Source organism: Bacillus sp. FSL W8-0183, assembly GCF_038006825.1.
GTDB classification, from domain to species: domain Bacteria; phylum Bacillota; class Bacilli; order Bacillales; family Bacillaceae; genus Bacillus; species Bacillus altitudinis.
Genome location: NZ_JBBOVY010000001.1, coordinates 937,911 through 963,910 on the forward strand (window position 1 = coordinate 937,911; position 26,000 = coordinate 963,910).

Annotated in this window: 26 protein-coding genes, 1 pseudogene and 2 CRISPR repeat arrays; of the genes and pseudogenes, 21 read left to right on the forward strand and 6 right to left on the reverse strand. The window is 41.2% G+C overall.

Annotated elements, in window-relative coordinates:
- The 3 genes from NSQ64_RS04830 to NSQ64_RS04840 all read right to left on the reverse strand — a co-directional run bounded on the left by NSQ64_RS04830 (window position 1) and on the right by NSQ64_RS04840 (window position 1,913).
- Window positions 1–423, reverse strand: a complete 423-nt coding sequence (locus NSQ64_RS04830) for a regulatory YrvL family protein (protein WP_341015353.1) — start codon at window positions 421–423, stop codon at window positions 1–3.
- Window positions 424–490: 67 nt separating this feature from the next.
- Window positions 491–1,654 (reverse strand): oxalate decarboxylase family bicupin, encoded by a 1,164-nt coding sequence (locus NSQ64_RS04835; protein WP_034664992.1) that lies wholly within the window; start codon window positions 1,652–1,654, stop codon window positions 491–493.
- 94 nt (window positions 1,655–1,748) lie between these two features.
- Window positions 1,749–1,913 (reverse strand): YvrJ family protein, encoded by a 165-nt coding sequence (locus NSQ64_RS04840; protein ID WP_341015356.1) that lies wholly within the window; start codon window positions 1,911–1,913, stop codon window positions 1,749–1,751.
- Window positions 1,914–2,079: 166 nt separating this feature from the next.
- Here NSQ64_RS04840 and NSQ64_RS04845 point away from each other — a divergent pair, with 166 nt between their 5' ends.
- The 10 genes from NSQ64_RS04845 (at window position 2,080) to NSQ64_RS04890 (ending at window position 12,407) form a co-directional block, all read left to right on the forward strand.
- Window positions 2,080–2,682: a sigma-70 family RNA polymerase sigma factor gene (locus NSQ64_RS04845; RefSeq protein ID WP_341015359.1), complete on the forward strand. Its 603-nt coding sequence runs from the start codon at window positions 2,080–2,082 to the stop codon at window positions 2,680–2,682.
- Window positions 2,630–2,851: a sigma-O factor regulator RsoA gene (gene rsoA, locus NSQ64_RS04850; RefSeq protein WP_061418431.1), complete on the forward strand. Its 222-nt coding sequence runs from the start codon at window positions 2,630–2,632 to the stop codon at window positions 2,849–2,851. Before NSQ64_RS04845 ends, rsoA begins: the two co-directional genes overlap by 53 nt.
- 181 nt (window positions 2,852–3,032) lie before the next feature.
- Window positions 3,033–3,594: direct repeats of the CRISPR family, unit length 32 nt; unit sequence GTCGCACTCTACATGAGTGCGTGGATTGAAAT.
- Window positions 3,595–3,902: 308 nt separating this feature from the next.
- A complete protein-coding gene (locus NSQ64_RS04855) occupies window positions 3,903–4,784 on the forward strand; it encodes a DUF6602 domain-containing protein (protein ID WP_034284196.1) in 882 nt (293 codons plus the stop codon).
- Window positions 4,785–4,841: 57 nt separating this feature from the next.
- Window positions 4,842–6,137, forward strand: a complete 1,296-nt coding sequence (gene cmr1, locus NSQ64_RS04860) for a type III-B CRISPR module RAMP protein Cmr1 (protein WP_341015366.1) — start codon at window positions 4,842–4,844, stop codon at window positions 6,135–6,137.
- Window positions 6,107–7,918, forward strand: coding sequence for a type III-B CRISPR-associated protein Cas10/Cmr2 (cas10, locus tag NSQ64_RS04865; protein ID WP_268373698.1), 1,812 nt, complete (start codon window positions 6,107–6,109; stop codon window positions 7,916–7,918). The genes cmr1 and cas10 overlap by 31 nt, the downstream gene beginning before the upstream one ends.
- Window positions 7,911–9,143 carry a type III-B CRISPR module-associated protein Cmr3 gene (gene cmr3 / locus NSQ64_RS04870; RefSeq protein ID WP_341015370.1) on the forward strand — a complete coding sequence of 411 codons (1,233 nt, stop codon included), beginning with the start codon at window positions 7,911–7,913 and terminating at the stop codon, window positions 9,141–9,143. Before cas10 ends, cmr3 begins: the two co-directional genes overlap by 8 nt.
- Window positions 9,144–9,156: 13 nt before the next feature.
- Window positions 9,157–10,026, forward strand: coding sequence for a type III-B CRISPR module RAMP protein Cmr4 (gene cmr4 / locus NSQ64_RS04875; RefSeq protein WP_341015372.1), 870 nt, complete (start codon window positions 9,157–9,159; stop codon window positions 10,024–10,026).
- Window positions 10,023–10,391, forward strand: coding sequence for a type III-B CRISPR module-associated protein Cmr5 (cmr5, locus tag NSQ64_RS04880; RefSeq protein WP_041106375.1), 369 nt, complete (start codon window positions 10,023–10,025; stop codon window positions 10,389–10,391). Before cmr4 ends, cmr5 begins: the two co-directional genes overlap by 4 nt.
- A complete protein-coding gene (gene cmr6 / locus NSQ64_RS04885; RefSeq protein WP_253718714.1) occupies window positions 10,388–11,161 on the forward strand; it encodes a type III-B CRISPR module RAMP protein Cmr6 in 774 nt (257 codons plus the stop codon). Before cmr5 ends, cmr6 begins: the two co-directional genes overlap by 4 nt.
- Window positions 11,162–11,335: 174 nt before the next feature.
- Window positions 11,336–11,831: direct repeats of the CRISPR family, unit length 33 nt; unit sequence AGTCGCACTCTATATGAGTGCGTGGATTGAAAT.
- A gap of 378 nt (window positions 11,832–12,209) precedes the next feature.
- On the forward strand, window positions 12,210–12,407 hold the full coding sequence (locus NSQ64_RS04890; protein WP_341015375.1) for a hypothetical protein: 198 nt from the start codon (window positions 12,210–12,212) through the stop codon (window positions 12,405–12,407).
- A 97-nt stretch (window positions 12,408–12,504) separates the two neighbouring features.
- Here the strand turns inward: NSQ64_RS04890 and NSQ64_RS04895 are convergent, their stop codons facing one another.
- Window positions 12,505–13,485, reverse strand: a complete 981-nt coding sequence (locus tag NSQ64_RS04895; RefSeq protein ID WP_039167934.1) for a metal-dependent hydrolase — start codon at window positions 13,483–13,485, stop codon at window positions 12,505–12,507.
- 191 nt (window positions 13,486–13,676) lie between these two features.
- Between NSQ64_RS04895 and mutY the strand changes: the two genes are divergently transcribed.
- Window positions 13,677–14,777 carry an A/G-specific adenine glycosylase gene (gene mutY, locus NSQ64_RS04900; protein WP_039167932.1) on the forward strand — a complete coding sequence of 367 codons (1,101 nt, stop codon included), beginning with the start codon at window positions 13,677–13,679 and terminating at the stop codon, window positions 14,775–14,777.
- Here the strand turns inward: mutY and NSQ64_RS04905 are convergent.
- The gene (locus tag NSQ64_RS04905; RefSeq protein WP_008341962.1) at window positions 14,764–14,988 is read right to left on the reverse strand and encodes a hypothetical protein; all 225 of its coding nucleotides are present in this window, start codon (window positions 14,986–14,988) and stop codon (window positions 14,764–14,766) included. The two genes, mutY and NSQ64_RS04905, sit on opposite strands and share 14 nt — an antisense overlap.
- 81 nt (window positions 14,989–15,069) lie before the next feature.
- On the opposite strand from NSQ64_RS04905, the gene fabL reads away from it, so the two are divergent.
- The 10 genes and pseudogenes from fabL (at window position 15,070) to NSQ64_RS04955 (ending at window position 24,618) form a co-directional block, all read left to right on the forward strand.
- Window positions 15,070–15,822, forward strand: a complete 753-nt coding sequence (gene fabL / locus NSQ64_RS04910) for an enoyl-[acyl-carrier-protein] reductase FabL (RefSeq protein ID WP_007496726.1) — start codon at window positions 15,070–15,072, stop codon at window positions 15,820–15,822.
- Window positions 15,823–15,897: 75 nt separating this feature from the next.
- Window positions 15,898–16,047, forward strand: a pseudogene (locus NSQ64_RS04915) (gamma-type small acid-soluble spore protein); the annotation flags it as partial.
- Window positions 16,048–16,221: 174 nt separating this feature from the next.
- A complete protein-coding gene (locus NSQ64_RS04920; protein WP_045034510.1) occupies window positions 16,222–16,482 on the forward strand; it encodes a YgaB family protein in 261 nt (86 codons plus the stop codon).
- A 147-nt stretch (window positions 16,483–16,629) separates the two neighbouring features.
- A complete protein-coding gene (gene ntdP, locus NSQ64_RS04925; RefSeq protein WP_008341956.1) occupies window positions 16,630–17,160 on the forward strand; it encodes a nucleoside tri-diphosphate phosphatase in 531 nt (176 codons plus the stop codon).
- 95 nt (window positions 17,161–17,255) lie between these two features.
- Entirely contained in the window at window positions 17,256–18,998 is a 1,743-nt protein-coding gene (locus NSQ64_RS04930; RefSeq protein ID WP_008341950.1) for an ABC transporter ATP-binding protein, read from the forward strand.
- Window positions 18,999–19,110: 112 nt separating this feature from the next.
- The gene (locus tag NSQ64_RS04935) at window positions 19,111–20,133 is read left to right on the forward strand and encodes an ABC transporter ATP-binding protein (protein ID WP_341015383.1); all 1,023 of its coding nucleotides are present in this window, start codon (window positions 19,111–19,113) and stop codon (window positions 20,131–20,133) included.
- Window positions 20,102–21,079 (forward strand): ABC transporter ATP-binding protein, encoded by a 978-nt coding sequence (locus tag NSQ64_RS04940; RefSeq protein WP_082181635.1) that lies wholly within the window; start codon window positions 20,102–20,104, stop codon window positions 21,077–21,079. Before NSQ64_RS04935 ends, NSQ64_RS04940 begins: the two co-directional genes overlap by 32 nt.
- Window positions 21,054–22,640: an ABC transporter substrate-binding protein gene (locus NSQ64_RS04945; protein WP_017358851.1), complete on the forward strand. Its 1,587-nt coding sequence runs from the start codon at window positions 21,054–21,056 to the stop codon at window positions 22,638–22,640. The genes NSQ64_RS04940 and NSQ64_RS04945 overlap by 26 nt, the downstream gene beginning before the upstream one ends.
- Before the next feature lie 61 nt (window positions 22,641–22,701).
- On the forward strand, window positions 22,702–23,703 hold the full coding sequence (locus NSQ64_RS04950; protein WP_007496737.1) for an ABC transporter permease: 1,002 nt from the start codon (window positions 22,702–22,704) through the stop codon (window positions 23,701–23,703).
- A gap of 18 nt (window positions 23,704–23,721) precedes the next feature.
- Window positions 23,722–24,618 carry an ABC transporter permease gene (locus NSQ64_RS04955; protein WP_008341942.1) on the forward strand — a complete coding sequence of 299 codons (897 nt, stop codon included), beginning with the start codon at window positions 23,722–23,724 and terminating at the stop codon, window positions 24,616–24,618.
- Between the two features lie 226 nt (window positions 24,619–24,844).
- Here the strand turns inward: NSQ64_RS04955 and NSQ64_RS04960 are convergent, their stop codons facing one another.
- Window positions 24,845–25,918 carry an FUSC family protein gene (locus tag NSQ64_RS04960; protein WP_025206980.1) on the reverse strand — a complete coding sequence of 358 codons (1,074 nt, stop codon included), beginning with the start codon at window positions 25,916–25,918 and terminating at the stop codon, window positions 24,845–24,847.
- Window positions 25,919–26,000 lie beyond the last annotated feature (82 nt).

Below are 26,000 nucleotides of genomic sequence, written 5' to 3' on the forward strand. Positions count from 1 at the left end.
TCATGAAGCTTCTTTCTCAAATGGAAACGTCGCATAATCAAACAAAAAATGAAATAGCCAAAGACTTAGCGCAAAGAGAATTTCTTCAGAAGTAGTCAGCAAAATGCCGTCAACCAATTCGTCTGATACATAGACAGCACCCCAAATAAACAAAAGGTGAAATAAAACGGCATAGAAAACGATAGATCGTTTTTTGGATCGACACTTACGAACAAACCGCATGAGCACGTGTTCCAGATGTTCAAAAGAGATCCCAAGTACAACATAGATGCCCATAAACAGTAGCAGCGATAAAATCGATTGGTAAAAAGCACCGGTCAAATGAAAGAACAGCACACAAAACAACAAAAATATGTAACAGACAGCTGATAGCGCCATGAGCCATTTCAGCCCTTGCCATAAAGCGTGAACAGATTGTTGCATGGGTAAACAACACTCCTTTACATGAAGATACCTGCAAAAAGGACAGCCTTTTTGCAGGAAGGTGGAATTAATCCTCTTTTTTAGGGGCAGCGATGACAGGGTGTTTTTCTGTATCAAGCAGTTTTAAGAAATCTTCGCCTTGATCTAAATGATCCAAAACAAGCTGTTTCGGTGTGACCGCAAGCCACTGATTGAGTGAAATGTCTGCATAATGATCGCTCTTAAAGATTTCTAAGAAATAGAGCGGTTCGTCGCCTGTATTTTCTACATAATGCCCCATCGCAAATGGCACATAGCCAACGTCTCCCGCCTGATAGTTGAAGGTTCTCGCATGTCCATCAGAAGCAAAGACCGTCATTCGAGCTTTTCCAGAAATGAAATATTGCCATTCATCCGTATTTGGATGCCAGTGCAGCTCACGGATGGCACCTGGATCAACTTTCACAAGAGCGGATGCAATCGTTTTAGACGCTTTGAAATTGGTAGAATCCGCAATCCACACTTGTCCGCCGCTTGACGTAATCGGCTCTTGCTTTAACAGCTCATATTTAAAGGAGTTCGGGACTTCTCCTTGCTCTGTTTTCACCTTGTCACACTCAAGGGAACCAGGAATTCCTTTTTGGAAAATATACTTCTCTTTCTCTGGCAGCTTCTCAAATTGCTCCTTTGTCATTCCAAAGTTTTGGAGAACGACTTCCTCTGGGGTATGCGCAAGCCAATCAGTCACTTGGAACGTACTATTTTCAGAGAAAGACCCATCATCAAACACAAGCAAGAATTCAGCTCCCGGTTCAAGTGCTTGAATAGAGTGCGGCAAGCCAGAAGGGAAGTACCATAAATCTCCCTCAGTCACATCCTCTGTAAAATTCCGTCCCTCTGCATCAACCGATGTAATTCGGGCTTCCCCATAAATCATGTACGCCCATTCCGCTTCCTTATGCCAGTGCAGCTCGCGAATTGCACCAGGTTTTAGCCGCATGTTCACAGAGGCAAGACTTTTAGAGATTGGCAGTTCACGTACCGTGACTTCTCTTGCGTAACCGCCTTTTTCTAAACGGTTGTGCGTATCAGAAAAAGAATATTTCATGTTGGGAACCGTTCCATGATCGGTTTCTGGTGGCGTGAGCATATCTGGGTTTTGTCTGTCTCGCTCGAGATTACGTGGAATTTTGACCGTTGCGCCTTTTTCTCCTCGAATCGGCTGCGGTACACCATTTTGCTTTTCACTCATGATAAAATCCCCTTTCAACATCGTATTGTGTGAGGTGACAAAAGGCCTTTCATTTCGCCCTCGTTTTCATAAGGTGAAACGAATCAAGAAGATGTCAATCTGCTTCATCATTTTTTTGAACAGCGACCAATCGTTGGATGAGTTTGCTTAATTCATCAAACTTTCGTTCAAAACGTGTCAGCAAGTAAACTGTCAAAATGGCAGGAAAGCCAGCCTGACCGAGCTGCTTCAGCCATTCCTCCGAAAAAAAGGTCTCCATTTGTCTCACCTCCCAGCGGATGCTCGTCTTCTCTATAAGTGGTATGAAAGAAGAAATAGGAAATCAAAGGGGGAGAAAATGAACCATTAGACCCGTTTCACAAAGTTTACTTTTTTTAACTTTTGTCCACTTAATGCAAGTAGAGAGAACAAAGGGGAGGATGCACATGGATTATCGGCTGTTATTGAAAGCAAAATGGAAGGAAATCGTTGATCACCCGCTCATTCAGCAATTTTTAAGCAATCCTAAAAACCAGCAGCTGCTCCGGCAAGTCATGGAAGAGCCAAACGAAGAAAATGCGAAAAAACTAGATTCCGAGTTCAAGCAGTTTTATCAAAAAATCCGCATCATCAAGTATATTTCCACAATGATCCGCATTTTTTCAGTCGACTTTGACAAACGAGTGAAAAAAAAGCAGCAACGTTTTCCGCTCATACTCGATCATCCTGATACGCAAGAAGTGAAAGACCCTGTTCAAACAGATACGTATGAAGCTGTGCTCTTTAACCAACAAGACTTAGGGGAGCACCTGCAAGACCCAAGATTGTACAAGGCCTATCAGCAGCTCACAGAAAAACAAAAAATGGTTCTAACCCAAATCTATGTCGATGGTCAAACGATGAAGGAAATAGCCGATCGGCTGGGTGAATCAAGACAAAACATCTCAAACATCCACAAAAAAGCGCTCAACAAACTAAAAGAAGAAACAGGGGGAGATGTCCGTGCAAGAAGACAAAATGACCAATGGAGAAATGGAAGAACTCATTGAAACCTTCACACCCATGATCAAAAAGAAACTACAAAACACGGCATATCAAGAAAGAGAAGACCTCGAACAAGAACTCTACATCAAACTCATCGAAAAAATAGACCGGCTGATTTACCAAGAAGGACCTGGCTTTTGGGAGTTTATTGTGGAATATATGACGAAGATGTAAGAGGAACTGATGGTGCGAATGTCAGGTGAACATAAAATCCCTGGAACATTCGCACCTTTTTATTCGACAAAATTGGGTAAAAATGTATATTTCATGAAGGAGAAAACAAAATTCTTTATTGAAAGTTGAGGATTTTACCTATCATTTCCTAAAAAATGTTACAATTAGGGCAGAAATCGCAGTCGCACTCTACATGAGTGCGTGGATTGAAATATATCGAGCGTCTTTACGCCTTTTAATGCAGCCATGTCGCACTCTACATGAGTGCGTGGATTGAAATACGACCATAGATTCGTCCGAGTAACGAAGTCAGGTCGCACTCTACATGAGTGCGTGGATTGAAATCATCGATCGTTTTAGGGCATGAAATCTTACCATCAGTCGCACTCTACATGAGTGCGTGGATTGAAATTCTATCAATTGCTTTCGTTCATCAACCGCAGCATGTCGCACTCTACATGAGTGCGTGGATTGAAATCTTAGAACTTATTTGCTCGTCACGGTCTGTCGAAAGTCGCACTCTACATGAGTGCGTGGATTGAAATCCTGATGGTTTAGAAGGCTTTTTAGAAGGCTGTGACGTCGCACTCTACATGAGTGCGTGGATCGAAATGCCTATATTTTAAAGAAGGCGGCTATGCAGGATCGTCGCACTCTACATGAGTGCGTGGATTGAAATTTAAAACAGTTATTTTATTGAAAATTGTATCAGTCGCACTCTACATGAGTGCGTGGATTGAAATGATTTCTTCGTCTGTTAAATCTTCATAGTATTTGTCGCACCCATATATGAGGTGCGCATGGTTTTCAATGATTGTGTCTTAAACGGTTATGACTACCTTAAAGATCATCTTCTTACAACATCCTCTTTCAAATAGCCATCAAATATACTGTTCATTTGTACAGTGAAAACATGACTCCTTGCAGTCATGTTTTTTTCTTCTTCTTTTTCCTAAATAAACCTTAAAAAATCTCAAAATAAGTCGAAATGAAAAGTAGTCATTTAGATTCAAATTTTATCCATTCGTAATGTGGTGAAGGAGGAATTGGTTTGGGTGAAACGGAGCGAACCGGTAAAGTTGAGCAGCTGATCTTAGAGAATTATCAAAGATTAAACAGCATGATATCCGAAGAAGTCGACTTTGCTTCTAATCATGGCGGGCTGACAGGAGATTCTAGAGAAGTGATGTGGTTGGAGTTTTTTCGGAAAATCATTCCTAAAAAATATTCATTAGCACAAGGTGTCATCATTATTGACTCAGAAGGAAATCATTCTAACGAAGTCGATATTGCCGTTTTTGATGAGCAGTATACGCCGTATGTGTTCCAACACAATTCGTTGAAGTTTATACCGATTGAGGCGGTTGCGGTTGCTATAGAATGTAAAAGTTCAAATTTCGATGTTGATAATTTAAAAGTTTGGTCTGACAATATAAAAAAATTAGTACCGAAAACAAAAGGAATAGCTAGGATGGCCGCCCAAGGGGTTGTCATGGTTGAAAATGATACACAGAAACGAACACGTCCTATTTTAATTTTAGCAAGTAATTTAAAAAGGCAAACAGCAAATTCATCTTCAAAGATGTTTGAAATATTAGACAAAGCATTTGACTTTATACTTATGAAACAAAAGAGTGTATTTCATTTAAGAGCTCCTAATGAAGATAAACACCTAGGATGGTGGGCTAATGAATTAAATTGTTATGATCCAGAAAGGTCTAGGGAACAAGAGGATGAAGAAAAGAAAGAAAATAATGAAGATGATAGTGAAGACAAAGTGATTTTGAACAAACTCAGTGAATTACGTATTGATCACAATGAGCTGTTAACGCTAAACTTCCAATTAAATCAATTGCTGATGCTCATCAATAATCCCATGTTTTTCCCTCACTATGCATATGCCGAGCTATTTCAGAAACAGATAACAAAGTGAAGAAAGGAGAGCGACATGACAAGGGAATCTAGAAAACCCAAAACGAATTGGCATGATGTGAAACATGCGATCGACACAAACATTCATGAAGACCAAAAACTTTTTAAAGAGCCGCTTACTATTCATTTGGTTACGCCAATGTTTGGGGGAGGGCCCCAATCAAACTCAATTGATCAAGACAGACCGATTCGAGAAAGTGCAATTCGTGGTCATCTTCGTTTCTGGTGGCGTGCAACTCGAGGTGCTGCTTGCAAAAACGCAAATGAATTATCTAAACGAGAAGCAGAGATATTTGGTCATACAGAAAAAAGCAGCTTAATTAAAGTAATCGTTGAAGAAATATTTAAAGAACAAAAACAAATCAAATTCCCTCCAAAATTTATTTTTCAAAAAACACCAAATAAAATGTTGATGGGATATTTCAAAATGAATGTTTATTTGACCGAGAGTGCTTCAATGACTTCACAAGACAAAAAGAAGTTAGGCAATGAAATCGAAGCTGCACTATGGGCGTGGATCAATTTTGGGGGACTTGGTGCAAGAACGAGACGTGGTTGTGGGAGTTTATACTGTGAAACATTTTCTCCTAAAGAGCAAGAAGTCAGTAAGGAGCGATTTGATCAATGGTTTAAAGAGAAGATATGTCAATATGCTATCTCTATTCCCGAAGTGCCTCGTGAATGGGCAACGCTAAGCTGGGAGTTTAGATTACAAAATAAAGGTTCTCAAACGCATGTATCCTGGACGAGAACAATGGATACATACATTGAATTTCGTAAAAAACATAATATCCAAAATGGGGAGGTTGGGAGAAGTTATTGGCCTGAGGCAGATTCCATACGTCATCTAGCGAATATGTCACATCCTGATCATCAATTACCGTATCCTTCAAATAAACCAAAGAGATATATCGCTTTTCCTAGGGCGCAATTTGGTATGCCGATTGTTTTTAATTTTAAAAAGGAATCGAAAAAAGATAAGAAGCGAAGCAAAGAAGAAATAGCAAAAAGAAAATGGTTTCAAAAGGAGCCTAATACAAAGACTTTAGTCCCGCGAAATAAAAATCGTTTGGCTTCACCACTCATCTTAAAACCGTTAGCTATTAATCAAAAGGAATCGGTAGGCATGGTGATGGTGTTGCAGCAACCACAGATCGAAGCTTTATCGCTTTTAGGAAAAGGAAAGCCTTTGCCCGATGTGACAGATGAACAAAGTATCTACCCAACAGCCACCTACTCAAACAACCCATTACAAGACGAGAGTGGCCGTACGCACTCATCGGCGATTCAAGCCTTTTTACATAGCAAGGAGGTGCAAACATTTTGTCAGAAGGATTACAAAAACAAACATTGATGCTATTTTCTATAGGACCTGTTCAAGAATTTATTGCGCAAGCACGGCGGACGCGTGATTTATGGTTTGGCTCTTTTCTTCTATCTGAATTAAGTAAAGCAGGTGCGAAGAAATTTCAGGAACTGGGTGGAACGCTTATTTTCCCTGTGTTCAACGAATCCTCTGCAGAACCAAACAACGCACCAAATAAAATATTGGGGGAAATCTCACACGAACAGCCTTCATCCATTGCAAGACAAGTAAAAAAAGCAGTATATAACAAATGGAAAGAATATGCAGACTTTGTAAGAGGGATTGTGGATCCTTATATTCAAATAGGCACATGGAATCGACAAGTAGATGATTTATTGGAATTTTATGCTGTGTGGACTGAGATGCAAACTCAAGAGGAAGCGGCAAATGCGTCCGCAAGTCCATATCATTTGGCTCTTCAAGAAGTCGAAGGTTTAATGGCGGCACGGAAGACTTTAAGAGATTTTAAACAAAATGAACCAGGGGCGTTATTCGGTGAACCAAAATCATCACTTGACGGTGGACGAGAGTCTGTTTTCCAAAAGCAAAAAACACCACAGCAAGTGGCGCAACTAGCGAGATGGGGAATTGGTGAACATGAATCATTAGATGCGATTTCAGTGATCAAACGATTGTCCTTACATAAGCATCCGAGCAAGACATTTCCATCTGTCTGCGATAAAGCTTTTGCTCCCTTTCAAAATATGTTGGACCAAAATGAACAGATGAAGCAAGCAGCCATAAAATATGTGAAAGATGTAGAAACATATCTTGAGAATATGAATCTAAAAGTAGCTCCTATTGATTGGAGTGAGGCATCGCTTTTTTATGAAAGAAGAATAGAAGATTATCTTGAACAATGTGGACTTGTTGGAATAGCACGAACAGAAGCGAAAAATGACATCACACAGCTGCTCGAAAAATATTTCAAAGGTGAATACAGCAAACATCACGGCCAGCCGATCAAACCACCAGCACCTTCACCTTACTATGCCTTTCTCATGGCGGATGGAGATAAGATGGGCAGCCAACTGCGAAATATACAGCATGTAGAAAGTCATATTGCATTTTCTAAAACGCTCTCAACTTTTGCTTCAAAGGCAAGTGAGATTATTTCCAAATGTGAAGGTACATTGATTTATGGTGGTGGAGATGATGTCATGGCTTATGTACCGGTGCACCAATGCTTAGAAGCAGCTGGGAAATTACAAAGTGAATTTGTTTCAACGATGAAGGCTCATCAACATAGTGAGACACCTCCTTCGATTTCAATTGGCATCGCCATCGTTCATATGCTTGAGCCTCTTGAAGAAGTAAGAAGCATGGCACGTCAGGCTGAACAATATGCAAAACAAGAGCGAAATTCATTAGCGATTCAATTCCAAAAGCGAGGCGGAGGAGACACAATGAATATCTCAGTCTCATTTCAAATAGATCCAGTGGCCTCTATCCAAGAGATGACGGCGTGGTTAAAGCAGTCTTATTTCACATCTGGCTTTGCATATGGCTTACGAGAGTTGTATCAAACATACGAACAGTCTTCATTTAAAAAACAGCCAGCAATTTTAGATGAACTCATTCCACTAGAGATAAGACGTCTTGCATTCAAAAAGAAAACGGAAGCAAAAACAGAGCAAGAAACGAAAGAGTGGATCGATCAATTGATTGCGAAGTATATACCGAAGAAGAATACATTAGAAGAATTACATACAATCGCTGAATGTATGATCATTGCTCTTCAACTAGAGGAGGTAAGTGGACATGCCTGAAAGATGGTTTTACATTCAACCGCTTGATCCGCTGCTTATTCGTGATGCACGCCCATTTCAAAGTGTACCGGGTATAAGGGCGCGTTCATTAAACGATGTTCCGCCAAGTGTGGTCGCAGGAACACTTCGTACAGCTCTAGCGAAGAAACGACAATCAATAAAACACACGACGCCACTTTCTTATTATGCAAAATCTCTTGTGCGAGGTCCTTTATATCGCTGGCATGATCATTTATATGTGCCAATGCCTCATGACCTTGAGTTATTTGATGATGAGTATGGCATGTATCAAGTGAGACCAAAGTCAATGATGTCGGAAGGACAGGGCTTTTTTGGTACAGGAAAAACAGGCCGTTTTAGTGAGGCATTATGGCCACCAATTGGAGCTGGTGCTCGTAAAAAAATGAAATCGCCGCCTGCTTTTGTATCACTAAAGTGGATGGTGAACTGGCTGACAGACGCAGTGGATGAGAGTCATGTGAAGGAAGCCTTGACTGAATACCAACACATGCAGAAGGAAAATCATTCTTTCAAAAAGGAAACACCACCGGCATTTATTCCAGCATTACAGCGTCAGGAACGAACACAAATTGAGGTGGAGACTGGCAGTAAAAAGGCAAAAGATCAGCATCTATTTTCAACTGAATCGCTCTTATTCCCAGATGACTTTAAACTGGAGGCAGGAATAGATTTATCTACTGAAGAGTCAGAAGAATTAAAGCCTTTCTCAGGCATTCACCCAATCGGTGGTGAACGGCGGCTGGCTCATATAGAAGACCGGCCACATGTATACCAACAAGATTGGACATGTCCGGATGCTATTAAAGAATCGCTCAAAAACAAGCCGTATGTTCGCATGATATTGGCGACACCCGCTTATTTCAGTAAAGGGTGGCAGCCCGGATGGCTGGATGAACAGCTCATGTCAAAACCACTATTTGATACAAATGTACGACTCAAATTGGTTTGGGCCTCTGTTCCACATTGGCAGCCAATCTCTGGATGGAGTTTAGCAAATAAAGACAAAGGGCGTGAAAAAGCAATACGCCGCTTAGTCCCCGCGGGTAGTGTTTACTTCTTTACAGTAGAAGAAGGAGATCCAGCAGAATTGGCCGAAAAAATGTGGCTTCAATCAGTATCCGATCGTAACCGGCGCAAAGAAGCGTTTGATCGTGAAGATGGCTGCGGGTTAGCACTTTGGGGAACATGGAAACCGAATGAATAAGAGGAGTGAGATGATGGAAGCAAGCCGTTGGTTTTGGATACATTGTTTATCCCCCCTTCATATTGGAGCGGGTGAAGGAGTTGGCGTGATTGATATGCCCATTCAACGAGAAAAAGTCACAGAATGGCCGATTATACCTGGAAGCAGTATCAAAGGTGTGCAGCGTGAACATTATCGCACGAAAGGACAAGACACATTCGTACAACAAGTATTTGGTACACAAGGAGATCAAGATGGAAGCGCAGGAGCAGTCGTCATGACAGATGGCCGGTTATTTTCATTCCCGGTGGCGAGTAGATACGGTACATTTGGATATGTGGCAAGTCCACTCATATTGAAAAGATTAGCCCGCGATGCAAAAGCATTAGGCGTATCACTGGATATCCCTGATCTCATAGAAGAATCAAGCACACTAGTCACCATGAATTCTAAATTAGTAGAGAATGACGAATTATATCTAGGTGAATTCCAAGGGACTGCGAAAAAATCTCAACAACTAACCGATTTTGCTAAAAAGATGGCCAAACTTTTATTCGACGATAAACAATCACAAACTCTTTGGATAGAACGATTTGTGATTGTAAGTGATGACGTTTTTCAATACATTGTCACTATGAATTCTGAAGTGACACCTCGTATTAGAATTGATCATGAAACCCAAACAGTTAGTAAAGGTGCTCTCTGGTATGAAGAGTATGTACCAGCAGAAGCCATATTTTATGGGTTCATGTGGTGTGATCGTGTCGATGGAAGAAATGATTTATCTGTTAGACACCAACTTTTAAATCAACTAGAAAAACAGATGTATCTTCAATTAGGTGGAAACACAAACGTAGGTAAAGGAAGAGTATCCTGGCGTATGACAGGAGGGGAGAGATCATGAAACTCATTCAACATCATTATGCTGAGAAAGCGTATCAACATGTGATGAATGCCAAAACGAATGAGGAGAATTTCTCAAATCAATATGGACAACTCTGTCACAGATTCGCCTCAATGATCTTAACAAATGGATTAAGGCTCACCATTACATTTTTTGAAGCAAAATCAAAAAAAGGAAATGCTTATCAACAATTCGTTCAGGATATAAAAGAAACACTAGATATACAAGGAGATTGGTCAGCTTCTAATCGAAATTACTTAATCAAATCAAGACAAGCTTTAAGTGCATCTGTTTGGTTAAAAAGATATGCGGAATCTATTTTAAAGGTGGAACAAGGGGCGGAAAATGTGGAGGACATCCAATGAATCTGTCATTAACCTTAAACAAAAGCAAATGGGAGATTGGTGGTTCTACATTGTCGGACATCATAAATGACAGTGCGGAGAAGCAGTCATTTTATGAAAATGTAATTCGTCTACATCGAAAACAGTGGGGGGAAAATCGCTTTTTGTATGAAAGATTTGTGGAGCAATATTATACCGATACGAACCCCACATGCCTAGTCAAGTCCATATCGCCGTTAGTCATTGGACATGGAGGAGAGGGTGTACTTGAAACGGGATTGTTATTACACCCGATATACGGCATTCCTTATTTACCAGGAACCGCTTTAAAAGGTGTAGCCTCTCATTATGCCCATTCTGTATTAGGTGAAAACTTTCAAGAACTAAAACAAGGTGGTAGTGATTACACCACATTGTTTGGAACAAACGAACGTGCTGGCATGATTGAATTTCATGATGCGCTCATGATGCCTGAGACGGTAGGAGAAGCATTCAAAGTGGATGTGATGACACCACATCATTCAGACTACAACAGCGTCAAGCTAGATAAGATGAACAAAGGGGGAAGTGTTCCAGCCCCTCGAGACGATGACTCACCAACACCGATTCATTTCTTAACGGTGGTCAACAGCCGCTTTCAACTTCTATTGAAAACAAAAAAGAATCTATCAGAAGATGCGGAATGGCTCGAACTCGCCAAAACCATCTTACTAGGCGCTTTAGAACACGAAGGAATCGGTGCTAAAACAAATGCAGGTTATGGAAGACTTAAAATGGACGACGTCATCTAAGACTAAGTGCGAATGTGAGGTGAACATAAAATCCCTGGAACATTCGCACCGTTTCATTCGACGAAAATGGTAAATAATGTATATTTTTTAGAGAGGAAAACAAAATTCTATATAGAAACTTGAGGATTTTGACGATCATTTCCTAAAAAATGTTATAATTAGGGCGGAAATCGCAGTCGCACTCTATATGAGTGCGTGGATTGAAATCAAAATGCTGACACTTGATTTCCAATGGACGCCAAGTCGCACTCTATATGAGTGCGTGGATTGAAATAGATTCGGCCATTTTGATAAACGACTCAAATAGAGTCGCACTCTATATGAGTGCGTGGATTGAAATCTCGCCATATTGAACCGAATCAGGCCCTTTTTTAGTCGCACTCTATATGAGTGCGTGGATTGAAATATTTAAGGCAACTGAAGGAGTAGTTACAAAGATAGTCGCACTCTATATGAGTGCGTGGATTGAAATATTTAAGGCAACTGAAGGAGTAGTTACAAAGATAGTCGCACTCTATATGAGTGCGTGGATTGAAATTTGTTTCAAAAGGGATGAGTGTTTTACGCAATGACGTCGCACTCTATATGAGTGCGTGGATTGAAATCAACTCTCTAGGAACAATTGTTAAAACATTTTTGTCGCACTCTATATAAGTGCGTGGATTGAAATTGATCGTCCTTAAAGAAATGACGGTATGTCCAGTGTCGCACTTTACATGAGTGTGTAGATTAATAATTGCGAAAAACATAACTCTGCCTCTCAGTAGTCATGTATTTAATTAAATTCAAAGTTGTTGCTGAAATAATAAATATGATTATCAAGATTCAAATAGATTTCAGACTAGAAAAATTCGGTGCGAATGTGAGGTGAACATAAAATCCCTGGAACATTCGCACCGTTTCATTCGACAAAAATGAGAAAAAATGTATATTTTTTAGGAGTGAAAACAAAGTTCTATATAGAAACTTAAGGGTTTTGACGATCATTCCCTAAAAAATGTTATAATTAGGGCGAAAATCGCAGTCGCACTCTACATGAGTGCGTGGATTGAAATATGAGGTTGATGCTGAAAGAAGTGATCAAGGTGTTGTCGCACTCTCCATGAGTGCGTGGATTGAAATTACAGTACTGCTCCATTTCAATAGTTGGTCCTCTGTCGCACTCTACATGAGTGCGTGGATTGAAATTTCAATCGGTAAAACTGGTTTACCAAAAAGAATTGTCGCACTCTCCATGAGTGCATAGATCACAGTTTCTGCGTTTTATACAAATTCAAGTACTATCCAGTTCAAAATCTACACATATGAATAATCCAAGCCCTACACAACAAAAAAAGACTCGCTCACACAGAGCCGAGTCTTAATTTTTTTTGCAGTTTTTCTTCACTGAAAATCCAGCCGGTATAGGAATTTTTGATTTGGTGGTCCATGTCGATATGGCAGATCGCAACAAAAGGATAGTGACCTTTGCTGCGGTAGCGCAAATCAATGAACCGTACCTCATAATGATCCTTGTATTTATCTACTTCCCACCGGTAGACAGGGGAGAAGGAGAGAAAGGCTGAAATGTTTTCATCCTGTTTGGCAATTTTCATAATCTCTGTATCAGGGACCGGCACACGGTTAAAGGTGTCTAAAATGATGATCTCACCATTCATACTGCGTCCAACATGGAAAGAGGATTTACATTTCACAGCAATACGCCATTGTCTAAACTTCATTGTAGGCGAAATGATTATTTCCTCAATCTCATCGAATCGTTCACGAAGCTGACGTTTAATCTGAAGCTGCATGATGACCCTGACGATATAGTAACAGAAAATCACGGCATACAGCGTAATGAACGTATAGCCGGGATGCCCGCCAATCGCCCATACGACAATGGCGACAAGATGTGTAAAAAAGATAAACGGATCAAACGTGTTAATGATCCCAAGCGCTACCCATTTCTTTGAAAATGGACGAATGGCCTGCGTGCCGTAAGCATTGAAAATATCGACAAACACATGAAGCACGACGGCTAATAGTGTCCATAACCAAAGGTGAAGTAAATTTGCCCCCGGCACAAATGGGAAAATCACAGCCGGAATTAGCAATGACCAAAACAGTACAGCCGGAATGGAATGAGTAAATCCCCGGTGATTTCTTATATAAACTGCATTATTTTTTAGTTTTAGCACAGTATCAATGTCTGGTGCTTGGGAGCCGGCGATGGTCGCGATCATCACGGCGTGTGCCATGTGTGGATCTGCGCTGACGGCTGGATCTAAAAGCGCAAGTCCCCCAAGAGAAATGCCCATTACTACATGAGTACCAGTATCCAATTGATTACCTCCTAGTTGTCATGCTTAGGAACAATCATACAAAGTATACGTCTCTCATCAAGACTATGTGCAAAATCACTTTTGCTTTATCCCGATTTAATGTAACATGTTAACGTATCTACAAACAGTATACAACAAATAAGGTTCTTTTCAGAACGTTAGCCCTCGGTCCAATGAGAAGGAGTATAGATATGAAAGACATTCAAGAAAAGCTGGACCGCAAAGATATTGCGGGCTTTCAGCATGATTTAATCGATTGGTATGAAAAAGAACAACGTACACTTCCATGGCGTGAAAATCAAGATCCATACCGCGTCTGGGTATCAGAAGTGATGCTCCAGCAAACGAGAGTGGATACGGTCATTCCGTACTTCAATCGGTTTATGGAGCAATTCCCGACGGTGAAGGATCTTGCTTTAGCTGATGAAGAAAAGGTCATGAAAGCATGGGAAGGTCTTGGCTACTACTCACGAGTGCGTAATTTACAGGCAGCTGTGAAAGAAGTCTATGAATCCTACGGGGGCGTTGTCCCTGATACGAAAGAACAATTTTCAAAACTGAAAGGTGTAGGCCCGTATACGAGCGGCGCAGTGCTGAGTATCGCCTATAACAAGCCATACCCTGCGGTAGACGGCAACGTGATGAGGGTCATTTCCCGTATCTTGTCCATATGGGATGATATTGCAAAACCAAAAACGAGAAACATTTTCGAATTTGCGGTTGATCAGCTCATTTCCCGGGAAAAGCCGTCAGAATTCAATCAAGGGCTAATGGAGCTAGGTGCACTTATTTGCACCCCAACCTCTCCTGCATGCCTCATTTGTCCTGTAAACATGCATTGCTCGGCACTTGAGGAAGGCGTTCAGCATGAGCTGCCGGTGAAAAGTAAAAAGAAAAAGCCGACTGCGAAATCAATGGCAGCAGTGGTGTTATTTGATGATGCAGGCCACCTCTATATTCATAAGCGTCCAAGTACAGGTCTGCTTGCGAATTTATGGGAGTTCCCAAACATGGAAACAATGAAGGGAAGAAAAACGGAAAAAGAGCAGCTGATTGATTTCTTAAAAGAGGAAGCGGGTGTACAAGCAGAACTTGGTGATTTAGAAGGCACCATTCAACATGTATTTACCCACCTCATCTGGAATATTTCTGTTTTCTTTGGACGTGTGACCTCTGTATCTGATGACACGATGCTGAAAAAAGTCACAACAGAAGAATTTGAGGCATATGCTTTGCCAGTCTCACATCAAAAAATATGGAAGATGGCTCTTGAACAGCCTAGTCATATTTAACCGTTGTACCATGGGTATAATCGGCTTCATTTCGGTGCAGACCCCCGCGGTTTTCAATTTCAGAAATGATTTCTCGATACTTAGATTGCCCTTCTTCGTTTAAATAAGGTAAAATTTGTTGGAAAGCATGATGAAAAAAAGCAAGCTCAGTATCTTTCCATTGATCCTTTGACATCATGCCAAGCTGGCTTAAATCGCGTCCGACATACATGAATGTAACCTCCTAATAGGAACTTTCCTATTAGTGTGAAGCGAATGGACGAAAACTATTCAAATCAGGAGATGAACCATAATGAACAAGCGTAAATGTGCACTAATTACAGGCAGCAGTAGAGGTGTCGGGAAAGAAGTAGCCCTTCGCCTGGCTGAAAAAGGATATGACATTGTCATTAACTATGCAAGAAGCAAAAAAGCAGCACTTGAAACAGCTGAAGAAATTGAAGCGATGGGTGTTAAAACTTTAGTTGTCAAAGCCAACGTTGGTCAGCCAGAGAAAATCAAAGACATGTTCCAGCAAATTGACGAAACGTTTGGCCGTTTAGACGTATTTGTGAACAATGCGGCATCTGGCGTTCAGCGCCCAATCATGGATCTTGAAGAAAATCATTGGGACTGGACCATGAATATCAATGCGAAGGCCTTGTTATTCTGCGGACAAGAAGCAGCCAAATTAATGGAGAAAAACGGCGGCGGACATATCGTCAGCATTAGCTCACTAGGCTCCATCCGATACCTTGAAAACTACACGGTGGTCGGTGTATCTAAAGCAGCACTAGAAGCTTTGACACGCTATCTATCCGTTGAGTTGTCACAAAAAAATATCGTCGTGAATGCCGTATCAGGCGGCGCCATTGATACAGATGCACTCAAGCACTTCCCAAATCGTGAAGAGCTATTAGAAGACGCTAAGAAAAATACACCAGCAGGCCGTATGGTGGAAATTAAAGACATGGTCGACAGTGTAGAATTCCTTGTATCAGGCAAAGCAGATATGATTAGAGGACAGACGATTATCGTCGATGGCGGACGTTCTTTGCTTGTTTAAAAAAAACATGAATAAGATGTACACCTTCTGCACAAATTAATGTGCGTGGAGGTGATAATGATGGATAAACAACAAAACAAAACAAACGCACAACAAGTGAAAAAACAAAACCAAGCTGCTGCACAAGGCGGTCAATATGGCACTGAATTTGCTAGCGAGACTGACGCACAGCACGTAAAAAAATACAACCAAAAAGCTGAGCAAAACAAACAACAAAACAGCTAATCACTGAAACAAAGGGAAGCACTTCATCTACGAATGAAGTGCTTTTCTTTTTGCCTCTCCCCACCATCCGACAAAACCTGTAAAACCTCTACATAAACAGTCAAAGGACTTCTTCCTTCTTTCAAGAAATGGTATAGATACAAAAAGTGGAATCGAAGGAAAGGGAGGAGTTAGATGTCTGATTTCGATCAGCTTGTCAAAGAACAAATGCAGCTTATGGATCAGCTGCTCGATGTACAAGGAGAACTTGATCTGTACTTAGAGACAGAAAAACGATTGCTGCAAGGTGAAAAAAAGGAAGAGCGGCATAAGCTTCATGATCAAATCAAACAGAAACGAGAGGAACTGCAAAAAGTCCAAACACTATTTACAAAACAGACTAAACAAGTCATCAATTCGTATAAGCAAATGGAGAAGAGCTCAACCGTGATGTAAAAGAGTGTGCCGTTCAATTGGGTTGAATGGCTTTTTCATTTCATTTTTTAATGATGTAACGGTATAATATAATAGAGACATGTTTAGTTGGGAAATTAGGTCTTTGGACTGTTAGGTTTGTTTGTTATAGAAAGTAGGGGAGAAAATATGGGCTATCCCAAGGAAGGAGAAACCATCCAAATTCAAAGCTATAAACATAATGGCTTGATCCACAGGATTTGGAATGAAACCACCATTCTGAAAGCAACGGAATTGTGTATCATTGGTGCAAACGATCGAACAATGGTGACTGAATCCGATGGCCGAACATGGATGACAAGAGAACCGGCTATTTGCTATTTTCATGCAAAACAATGGTTTAATGTCATTGGGATGCTTCGAGATGATGGGGTGTATTATTACTGCAACATCAGCTCTCCTTTTGCGACAGATGAAGAGGCGATTAAGTATATTGATTACGACTTAGATGTCAAAGTCTTTCCGGACATGACGTATAATATTTTGGATGAGGATGAATATGCAGATCATAAGAGGCAGATGAATTATCCAAAAGAAATCGATAGTATCTTACGAGAGCATCTAAATACATTACTGCATTGGATTCACCAGCGGAAGGGACCGTTTGCTCCAGAATTTGTGGATATGTGGTATGAACGTTTTTTGCGTTATACAAAATAAGTAACAGCAGCTAAAACCTGTTTGGCTTTTCAAAGCCAACAGGTTTTTGATTGCGTACGGATAAGAGGCACTGATAGATTGGGAAGGAGATTTACATGGGGGTCATAAAACGTTACATGGCTTTTGTAACACCGTATAAAAAACAGATTGCATTGACAATGGTGATCGGAATGATTAAGTTCTCGATTCCCTTAACATTGCCTCTGCTTTTAAAGTATGTCATTGATGATGTGATTCAAGGCTCTGGATCGGCTGAAGAAAAAACATCCACTCTCTTTATTATTATGGGAATCATGCTTGTATTATTTTTAGTGATGAGACCGCCTGTTGAGTACTACAGACAATACTATGCGCAGTGGACAGGCAGTAAGGTATTATTTGATATTCGGGAAAAATTGTTCTCGCACATTCAAAAGTTGAGCCTTCGTTATTACGCCAACACGAGAACAGGGGAAATTATTTCAAGGGTCATCAACGATGTGGAGCAAACAAAGGAATTTGTCATCACAGGGCTTATGAACATTTGGCTTGATTTGATGACCGTCCTGATTGTGATAGCCATTATGTGTACACTGGATCTTAAACTCACCATTGTGTCTGTCATTATTTTTCCGCTGTATGCGTTAGCAGTAAAGTATTTTTACGGACGGCTTCGCAAGCTGACAAAAGAGCGGTCGCAGGCACTGGCTGAGGTACAAGGGCACCTGCATGAGCGAGTACAAGGAATGCCTGTCATTCGCAGCTTTGCGATTGAAGAATACGAACAAGAGAATTTTCACGATGAAAATAAAAATTTCTTAAACAAAGCGATCAATCATACGAATTGGAATGCCAAAACATTCGCTGTCGTCAATACGATCACAGACATTGCGCCGCTGCTCATCATTGCTTTTGCTGGTTATACCGTCATTAACGGGTCGCTTTCAATTGGGACAATGATTGCCTTTGTCGGCTACATTGATCGGATGTACAACCCGATTCGCCGTCTCATTAACTCATCGACGACTTTAACTCAGTCAGTAGCATCAATGGATCGTATTTTTGAGTTTATTGATGAACCGTATGAAGTAACAGACAAGCCGAATGCAAAAGAAGCCAATCACTTAAAAGGAGAGGTAGAATTTAAAGATGTGTCGTTCCGTTACGAACATACACAGGAAGAGATTTTACACAATATCTCCTTGAAAGTAGAAAAAGGTCAAACCGTTGCGCTTGTAGGAATGAGCGGCGGAGGGAAGTCGACGCTCGTCAGCTTAATTCCAAGATTTTATGATGTCACAAGCGGATCACTCGAAATTGATGGCATTGATATTAAAGAGTACAAGGCAAGAAGCCTGCGGAATCAAGTCGGGATGGTGCTCCAAGATACATTCTTATTCAGTGACACCATTAAAGAAAATATCGCTGTGGGAGACCCAGAAGCATCCTTTGAGAAAATTGTGTCGGCGGCCAAAGCGGCTAATGCCCATGAGTTCATCATGTCTCTTCCCGAAGGATATGACACAAAGGTAGGAGAACGTGGCGTAAAGCTATCAGGCGGTCAAAAACAACGAATTTCAATTGCGAGGGTATTTCTTAAAAATCCACCGCTGCTTATTTTAGACGAAGCGACGTCTGCACTTGATTTAGAAAGTGAACATTACATTCAAGAAGCGATGCAAAAGCTGGCAAAAGATCGCACAACTTTTATTGTTGCGCACCGTTTATCAACGATTACACATGCGGACCTCATTGTGGTCATGGAACAAGGCGAGATTGTGGAAAAAGGAACACATGAGGAATTAATGAACCGAGACAGCCACTATCGCCATCTATTTACCATTCAAACATTAAATTAGTAGAAGCCTATCCGATTCTAGCGGATAGGCTTTTTTATACTTGTCAAAAACATGACATATTTCCCAGCTTGTCTCAATACAATTTTAAAAAGTATGACGGGGTGGTGAAGATGTGAAAGAACAAGAAGTATTGCTAGATGTCAAACAGCTGTCCATTGCCTTTCAGCAAAAAAAGCAGAGAGTGCCGATCGTCCATGACATCTCATTCTCTATTCAAAAAGGAGAAACCTTAGGTATTGTGGGCGAATCTGGCTGCGGGAAAAGCATCACATCGATGTCTTTAATGGGGCTGAATCACCAAACAGAAACAACAGGTCACATACAATTTGAAGGTCAAAACCTGCTGTCACTGTCGGAGAAACAATGGCGAGAGGTCAGAGGGAATGACATCTCAATGATTTTCCAGGAACCCATGACTTCTCTCAATCCACTCATGACCATCGGCAAGCAAATGACAGAAGCCCTTTTCACACATCAGACTATCGACCAAAAAGAAGCAAAAGTGAAGGCGGTAGATTTGCTTCAAACGGTTGGCCTGAAACAAGCAGCGTCATTACTCAAAAAATATCCACATGAACTATCGGGCGGCATGCGTCAGCGTGTGATGATTGCGATGGCGATGCTGTGTCACCCAAAGCTCATGATTGCAGATGAACCAACGACTGCACTTGATGTCACCATCCAAGCACAAATTCTTCGTTTGCTCAAAAAGTTAAATGAAGAGATGGATACCGCTATATTATTTATTACTCATGATTTAGGCGTCGTGCGGCAAATATGCCAGCGTGTCATGATTATGTATGCCGGTCGAATCGTAGAAGAAGGAACCGTTGACCGTATTTTCCAAAAACCTCTCCATCCCTACACGAAAGGTCTTTTCGCCTCTGTTCCATCATTTAAAGAGAAAAAAGAAAAACTCATGTCTATTGCGGGTCATGTACCTAAGCCAGGAGCTATTCGGTCCGGCTGTCAATTTGCACCACGCTGTCCATATCAAATGACGCAATGTCTTGAAAAAGACCCATCTTTACAAACCATTTCACACAATCACCGCGTCGCATGTTTTCTAATGGAAGGAGGAGAAGACACTGAATCACCCACTGTTGCAAGTGAATCAACTGACGAAGCGTTATGACACATCAGCATTTTTTTCTAAACACAAACAGACGACTTTGGCTTTAAATCAAGTGTCCTTTCACGTGAAAGAAGGGGAGACGCTCGGCATTGTGGGCGAATCTGGCTGCGGGAAATCAACCCTTGGCAAAAGCTTAATGAGATTAATCGAACCGACTTCTGGCTCAATCCAAATGAAAGGAAAAGAAGTGACGCTTCTGAAAGAACGAGACATGCGTTCCTTCAGAAAAGACATTCAAATGATTTTCCAAGATCCATACGCTTCCTTAAATCCACGAATGAAAATCAAAGACATTTTAGAAGAACCGCTCATTGTTCATAAACATGGAACAAAAGCAGAAAGACAAAAGCGGGTAAAAGAGATGCTGCACATTGTTGGGTTTGACCCATCCTATGGAGACCGTTATGCGCACCAATTCAGCGGCGGTCAGAGGCAGCGTATTGGAATTGCTAGGGCGCTGATTACTCATCCAAGTCTTGTGATTGCCGATGAGCCAGTTTCCGCTTTAGATGTATCGGTTCAAGCGCAAATATTGAATTTAATGCTCGAATTGCAAAAGACGCTTTCTCTGACGTACTTGTTTATTTCTCACGATCTAGGCGTTGTCAAGTATATGAGCGACCGAATTGCAGTGATGTACGCTGGCCGTATTGTAGAAATGGGTCCTGCGGAGGACGTATTTCACAAGCCGCTTCATCCTTATACATCGCTTCTTCTGAAATCCATTCCACATATGGATCACGTGCTGGAAACGCAGGATGTGTCAGCGGAAGAATCCACCCTGGTGTCAGAAGATGGCTGTCCTTTCTATAAAAGATGTCCAAAAAGGTGGGCGCAATGCTTGCAAGATGTTCCGCCTTTGTATGAGGAGGAAACAGGCCATGCAGCTGCGTGCTATTTATATCAAAAGGAGGAACACAATGAAGAAGACATGGTTATTCAGTAGTTTCATTTTTGTGCTGGCACTTGCGTTATTTTTAGGGGGCTGTTCATCTTCATCAACATCAGAAGAAAAAGCCACAAAAGACACTCTCGTATTCGGCAGAGGAGGGGACTCTACGTCACTTGATCCGATTACAACAACAGAAGGCGAAACCTTCAAGGTCACAGAGAATATGTTTGAAAAGCTTTTGAATTACGGTGAAAAAGACACGACCATCCATCCAGGCCTCGCAACAGAATGGGATGTTGCCAAGGACGGAAAATCGTACACGTTCTACTTAAGAGAAGGTGTGAAATTTCACGATGGCACAGATTTTAATGCAGAAGCAGTGAAATTCAACTTTGACCGCTGGATGAATGGAGATGCCGAAAAATTTCCTTACTACGGCATGTTTGGCGGCTATAAAAAAGATAAAGGGCATGTCATTAAAGACATCATCGTCAAAGGAGAGCATGAAATTGAATTTCAACTCAAACGCCCGCAAGCAACATTTCTGAAAAACATCGCCATGTCACCATTTGGTATCGCTAGTCCTGCAGCAGTTGAAAAAAGCGGTGATTCATTTAGAGAAAACCCAGTGGGCACAGGACCATTTAAGTTTAAAGAATGGAAGCAAAACGACCGTATTGTCTTAGAAAAGAACGAAGATTACTGGCAAAAAGATAAACCAAAACTGAAACAAATCATCTTCCGCTCTATTCCTGAAAACTCTGCTCGTTTAAATGCGCTTAAAACAGGCGAAATCGACTTGATGGATGGCGTCAATCCGTCCGATTTAGATGGCATTAAAACAGACAAAGCGCTCCAGCTGATTGAAAGACCATCCATGAACGTAGGTTATATCGGGCTGACAGTGACTAGAAAGCCGCTTGATAACAAGTTGGTTCGTCAGGCACTCAATTATGCAGTTGATAAAGAATCAATCATCGAGTCGTTTTATGGAGGGCTTGCTGAACCAGCAAAAAATCCACTTCCTCCGTCATTAGAAGGCTACAATGACGAGATTGAGCCATATCCATATGATCCGGAAAAAGCAAAAGAACTATTGAAAGAGGCAGGCTTCCCTGACGGTTTTCGCATCAAGCTTTGGGCAATGCCTGTGCCGCGTCCATATATGCCAGACGGGATGAAGGTAGCTGAAGTCATTCAGTCAAACTTTGAAAAAGTTGGTGTCAAAGCCGAAATCGTCACATATGATTGGGCGACTTATTTAGATAAAGCAAGTAAGGGCGAAGCAGATGTGTTCTTATTAGGATGGACAGGGGACAATGGCGATCCTGATAATTTCATCTACACATTATTAGATAAAGACAGTATTGGCGGTAACAACTATACATTCTTCCAAAACGATAAAATGCATGACATCCTCATTGAAGCGCAGACCGATACGGATCAAAAGAAGCGAAATGAATTATATCAAGAAGCTCAAGAAATCATTCATGATGAAGCGCCTTGGATCCCATTAGTCCATTCAATTCCAATGCTCGCCGCATCTAAAGATTTAAAAGGCTACCAGCCGCATCCGACTGGTTCCGAAGCATTGACTGACGTATATTTCGAATAAGCAAATAAGGGAGATCGTTCGATCTCCCTTATCCAAACAATGAAAAGGCGGTGAAAGCTGTTTGTTTGCTTATTGTATGAAGCGAGCAGGAATGCTCATTCCAGTACTGATCGGAATGACCTTAGTTGTATTTTCTATTATTCGGTTTATCCCTGGAAATCCGGCGCAGGTCATCTTAGGACAGCGGGCAACGAAAGAAGCAGTAGAGCAATTGACGATTCAGCTTGGTTTAGATCAGCCGTGGTACGTACAATATGGTCACTACATGCTGGGGCTTTTAAAAGGTGATCTAGGGACTTCCATACGAACAGGAGCGGCTATTGCCCAGGAAATGAAGCCTTACTTATTCGCTACATTAGAATTGACTTTCTTCGCTATGTTGCTGGCGATTATTGTCGGTGTGAATGCCGGAATCATTAGTGCGTGGTTTAAACATTCTTTCTTTGATTATGTGGCCATGTTTATTGCGCTCATTGGGGTGTCCATGCCGATTTTCTGGTTAGGCTTAATGGGACAGTGGCTATTCTCGATTGAATTAGGTATTTTGCCGACTACAGGACGAGAAAACGTCAGAAATCCGGTAGAGTCGATCACCTATATTCATACGCTGGACACGCTTTTGCAAGGGCGATTTGATCAATTCTTTGACAGCATCAAGCATTTAATTTTACCAAGTACCGCTCTCGCAACGATTCCTGCTGCGATTATTGCAAGGATTACGAGGGCAAGTATGTTGGAAGTCCTTCATTCAGATTTTATTCGAACAGCAAAAGCAAAAGGGGTACGTTCATTTTTCATCATTTATCAGCATGGGCTGAAAAATGCGCTCATTCCGATTTTAACGATTATTGGTCTTCAAACAGGTCTCTTGCTAGGCGGAGCCATTTTAACAGAAACGATCTTTGCTTGGCCGGGAATTGGGCGGTATATTTACGATGCCATTAGCTATCGTGATTATCCTGTTATTCAAACTGGCATTCTTGTTGTTGCGCTCATATTTGTGCTGATCAATTTCATTGTGGATATCTTGTATGCAGTCATTGATCCGAGGATTAAATACTAGAGAAGGGAGAGTGACGACATGGAAGCGCAAAAAGAGCTTCAAGCACCTGAACAAAAGGAAGAACGCTCTCAATCACTGATTCTTGAATCGATGAAACTGTTCTTTCAGCACAAGCTGGCGGTCATTGGCACTGTGATTGTCTTTTTATTTCTGATCCTAGCAATCTTTGCACCGCTCATTGCTCCTTATGGAATCAACGAGCAGTCACTAGGCGAACGATTTAGTGCCCCTTCAGCTGCGCATTGGTTTGGTACGGATGATTTCGGGAGAGACATATTTTCTAGAGTCGTGCATGGAGCTCGGATTTCATTATGGGTGGGTTTCTTCTCCGTTCTCGGGTCGGTTATTTTAGGGACATTGCTTGGGTTGATGGCAGGTTACGGCGGTAGATTACTGGATGCTGTCATCTCAAGACTATTTGATATTTTACTCGCTTTTCCTAGCATTCTATTAGCGATTGCGATCGTTTCCATCTTAGGACCTTCCTTACAAAATGCCCTTATTGCCATAGCGATTATTAACGTCCCCACATTTGGCCGGCTGGTTCGTTCAAAGGTGCTGAGCATTAAGCAAGAAGAATACGTCTTAGCAGCAAAGGCAGTCGGGATGTCACACCGCCGCATCGTTCTTCGTCACATACTGCCAAATAGTATGGTGCCGGTCATCGTTCAAGCGACGCTTGCGATTGGTACTGCCATTATTGAAGCGGCGGCTTTAGGATTTTTAGGATTAGGTGCACAAGCGCCAAGTCCAGAGTGGGGGAAAATGCTTGCAGATGCGAGACCTTATCTCGTACAAGCGCCATGGACTTTATTTTTCCCAGGGATTGCGATCATGCTGACGGTTCTTGGCTTTAACTTGATGGGAGATGGATTAAGAGACACCCTTGATCCTAAAATGAAGAAAATAAAATAAGACCGATTCTAACAATCGGTCACAGCGTGTAGACAAACCCCGCATTCTTTATCAGTCCTGCGTGCTGGTGCTCACGAATATGGCATTCGCTCCGCTCCGGTACTCGTCCTTCCTTGATTTCAAGGGTTTTCAACTACGCTGAAAAGAAGACAAAGGGCTAAAATAAAGATCATTTTAGCCCTTTGTCAAAAATGTAAGCCCGATTCTTAGAATCGGGCTTTTCTATTTAAGCTTCTTTTTCTTCTGTCTCAATCTCACTATCTTTTGGGTGATACGTTTGGAAGCTTGTAATCAAAGTATCTAGATGCTCCAATTCATCACGGTATTCAATAATACTCGACATCACATTCAGCATATTGTAATCCAGCAAGTCGTTTTCTTGATTTTGCTGGTGCTGAATAAATGATTTCGTTAATGCTTCAAGACGAAGAGAGCATTCATTCTGAAAATCATCGTCCTGCGGTTTCATTTTTCCAACAAACTTCATCAAGGTACGTTCATGCCAATAAAGTAAATAATCAATCTCATCTGTTAAGCTCTCTCTGAAATGCTCTGGCATCAAATGAATTTCATTTTCTAACTTATGAAGCTTTTTCAGCAAGTACAGTGCTCGATTAGACGTCATGATTGCCTGTCTGAATAAAACAAGCTTTCTAGATTTGACATAAGTTGTTTTCTTTAAATAGCTTCGTTCTTCTTTGTATAACAAGTAAATGTGATCTAATTTGATCATACGTTCTTTTATTTGATCGATGTCATCCTTTAAAGTGGAATGATCAGTTGACTGTCTGGAGCTTAGACGGATCCATTTTAAAATCTCCTCCGTATTTTCCATAATGTGATGAACAAGCTTTGTTTCATACTTTGGCGGCAGGAAAATCAAATTCACTAAAAATGAAGAAAGTACGCCTAACACCACAGTTGCTGTTCGAATTAAGGCAAAGGAAAGGAAATGATCCCCTGCACTTTCTAAAATCGCGATGACGGTTACGAGTGCAATCGGAATCGTGTGTTCAATCTTCAGCTTTAAATTAATCGCAATGACCATGACGGCAGTTAAGCCGATGATGACTGGTCCTGTGCCAAAAAGCAGACCGAACGTAATGGCAAGTGCTGCTCCAATAATATTGGCTTGCACTTGATCAACAATCGTTAAAAATGATCGATAAATAGATGGCTGGATAGCAAATACAGCTGCAATTCCCGCGAAGACGGGTGTCGGCAACCCAAGCCATGTTGCCAGGTAAAGCGCGAGTACAATGGCAATACCAGTTTTTAAAATACGGGCTCCAAGTTTCATTGGTTTTGTCCCTGCATTCCTTTCTTTTCGATAATAGATGACCACTTGTCATATATCATAAATATTTTGATGAAACAACTAA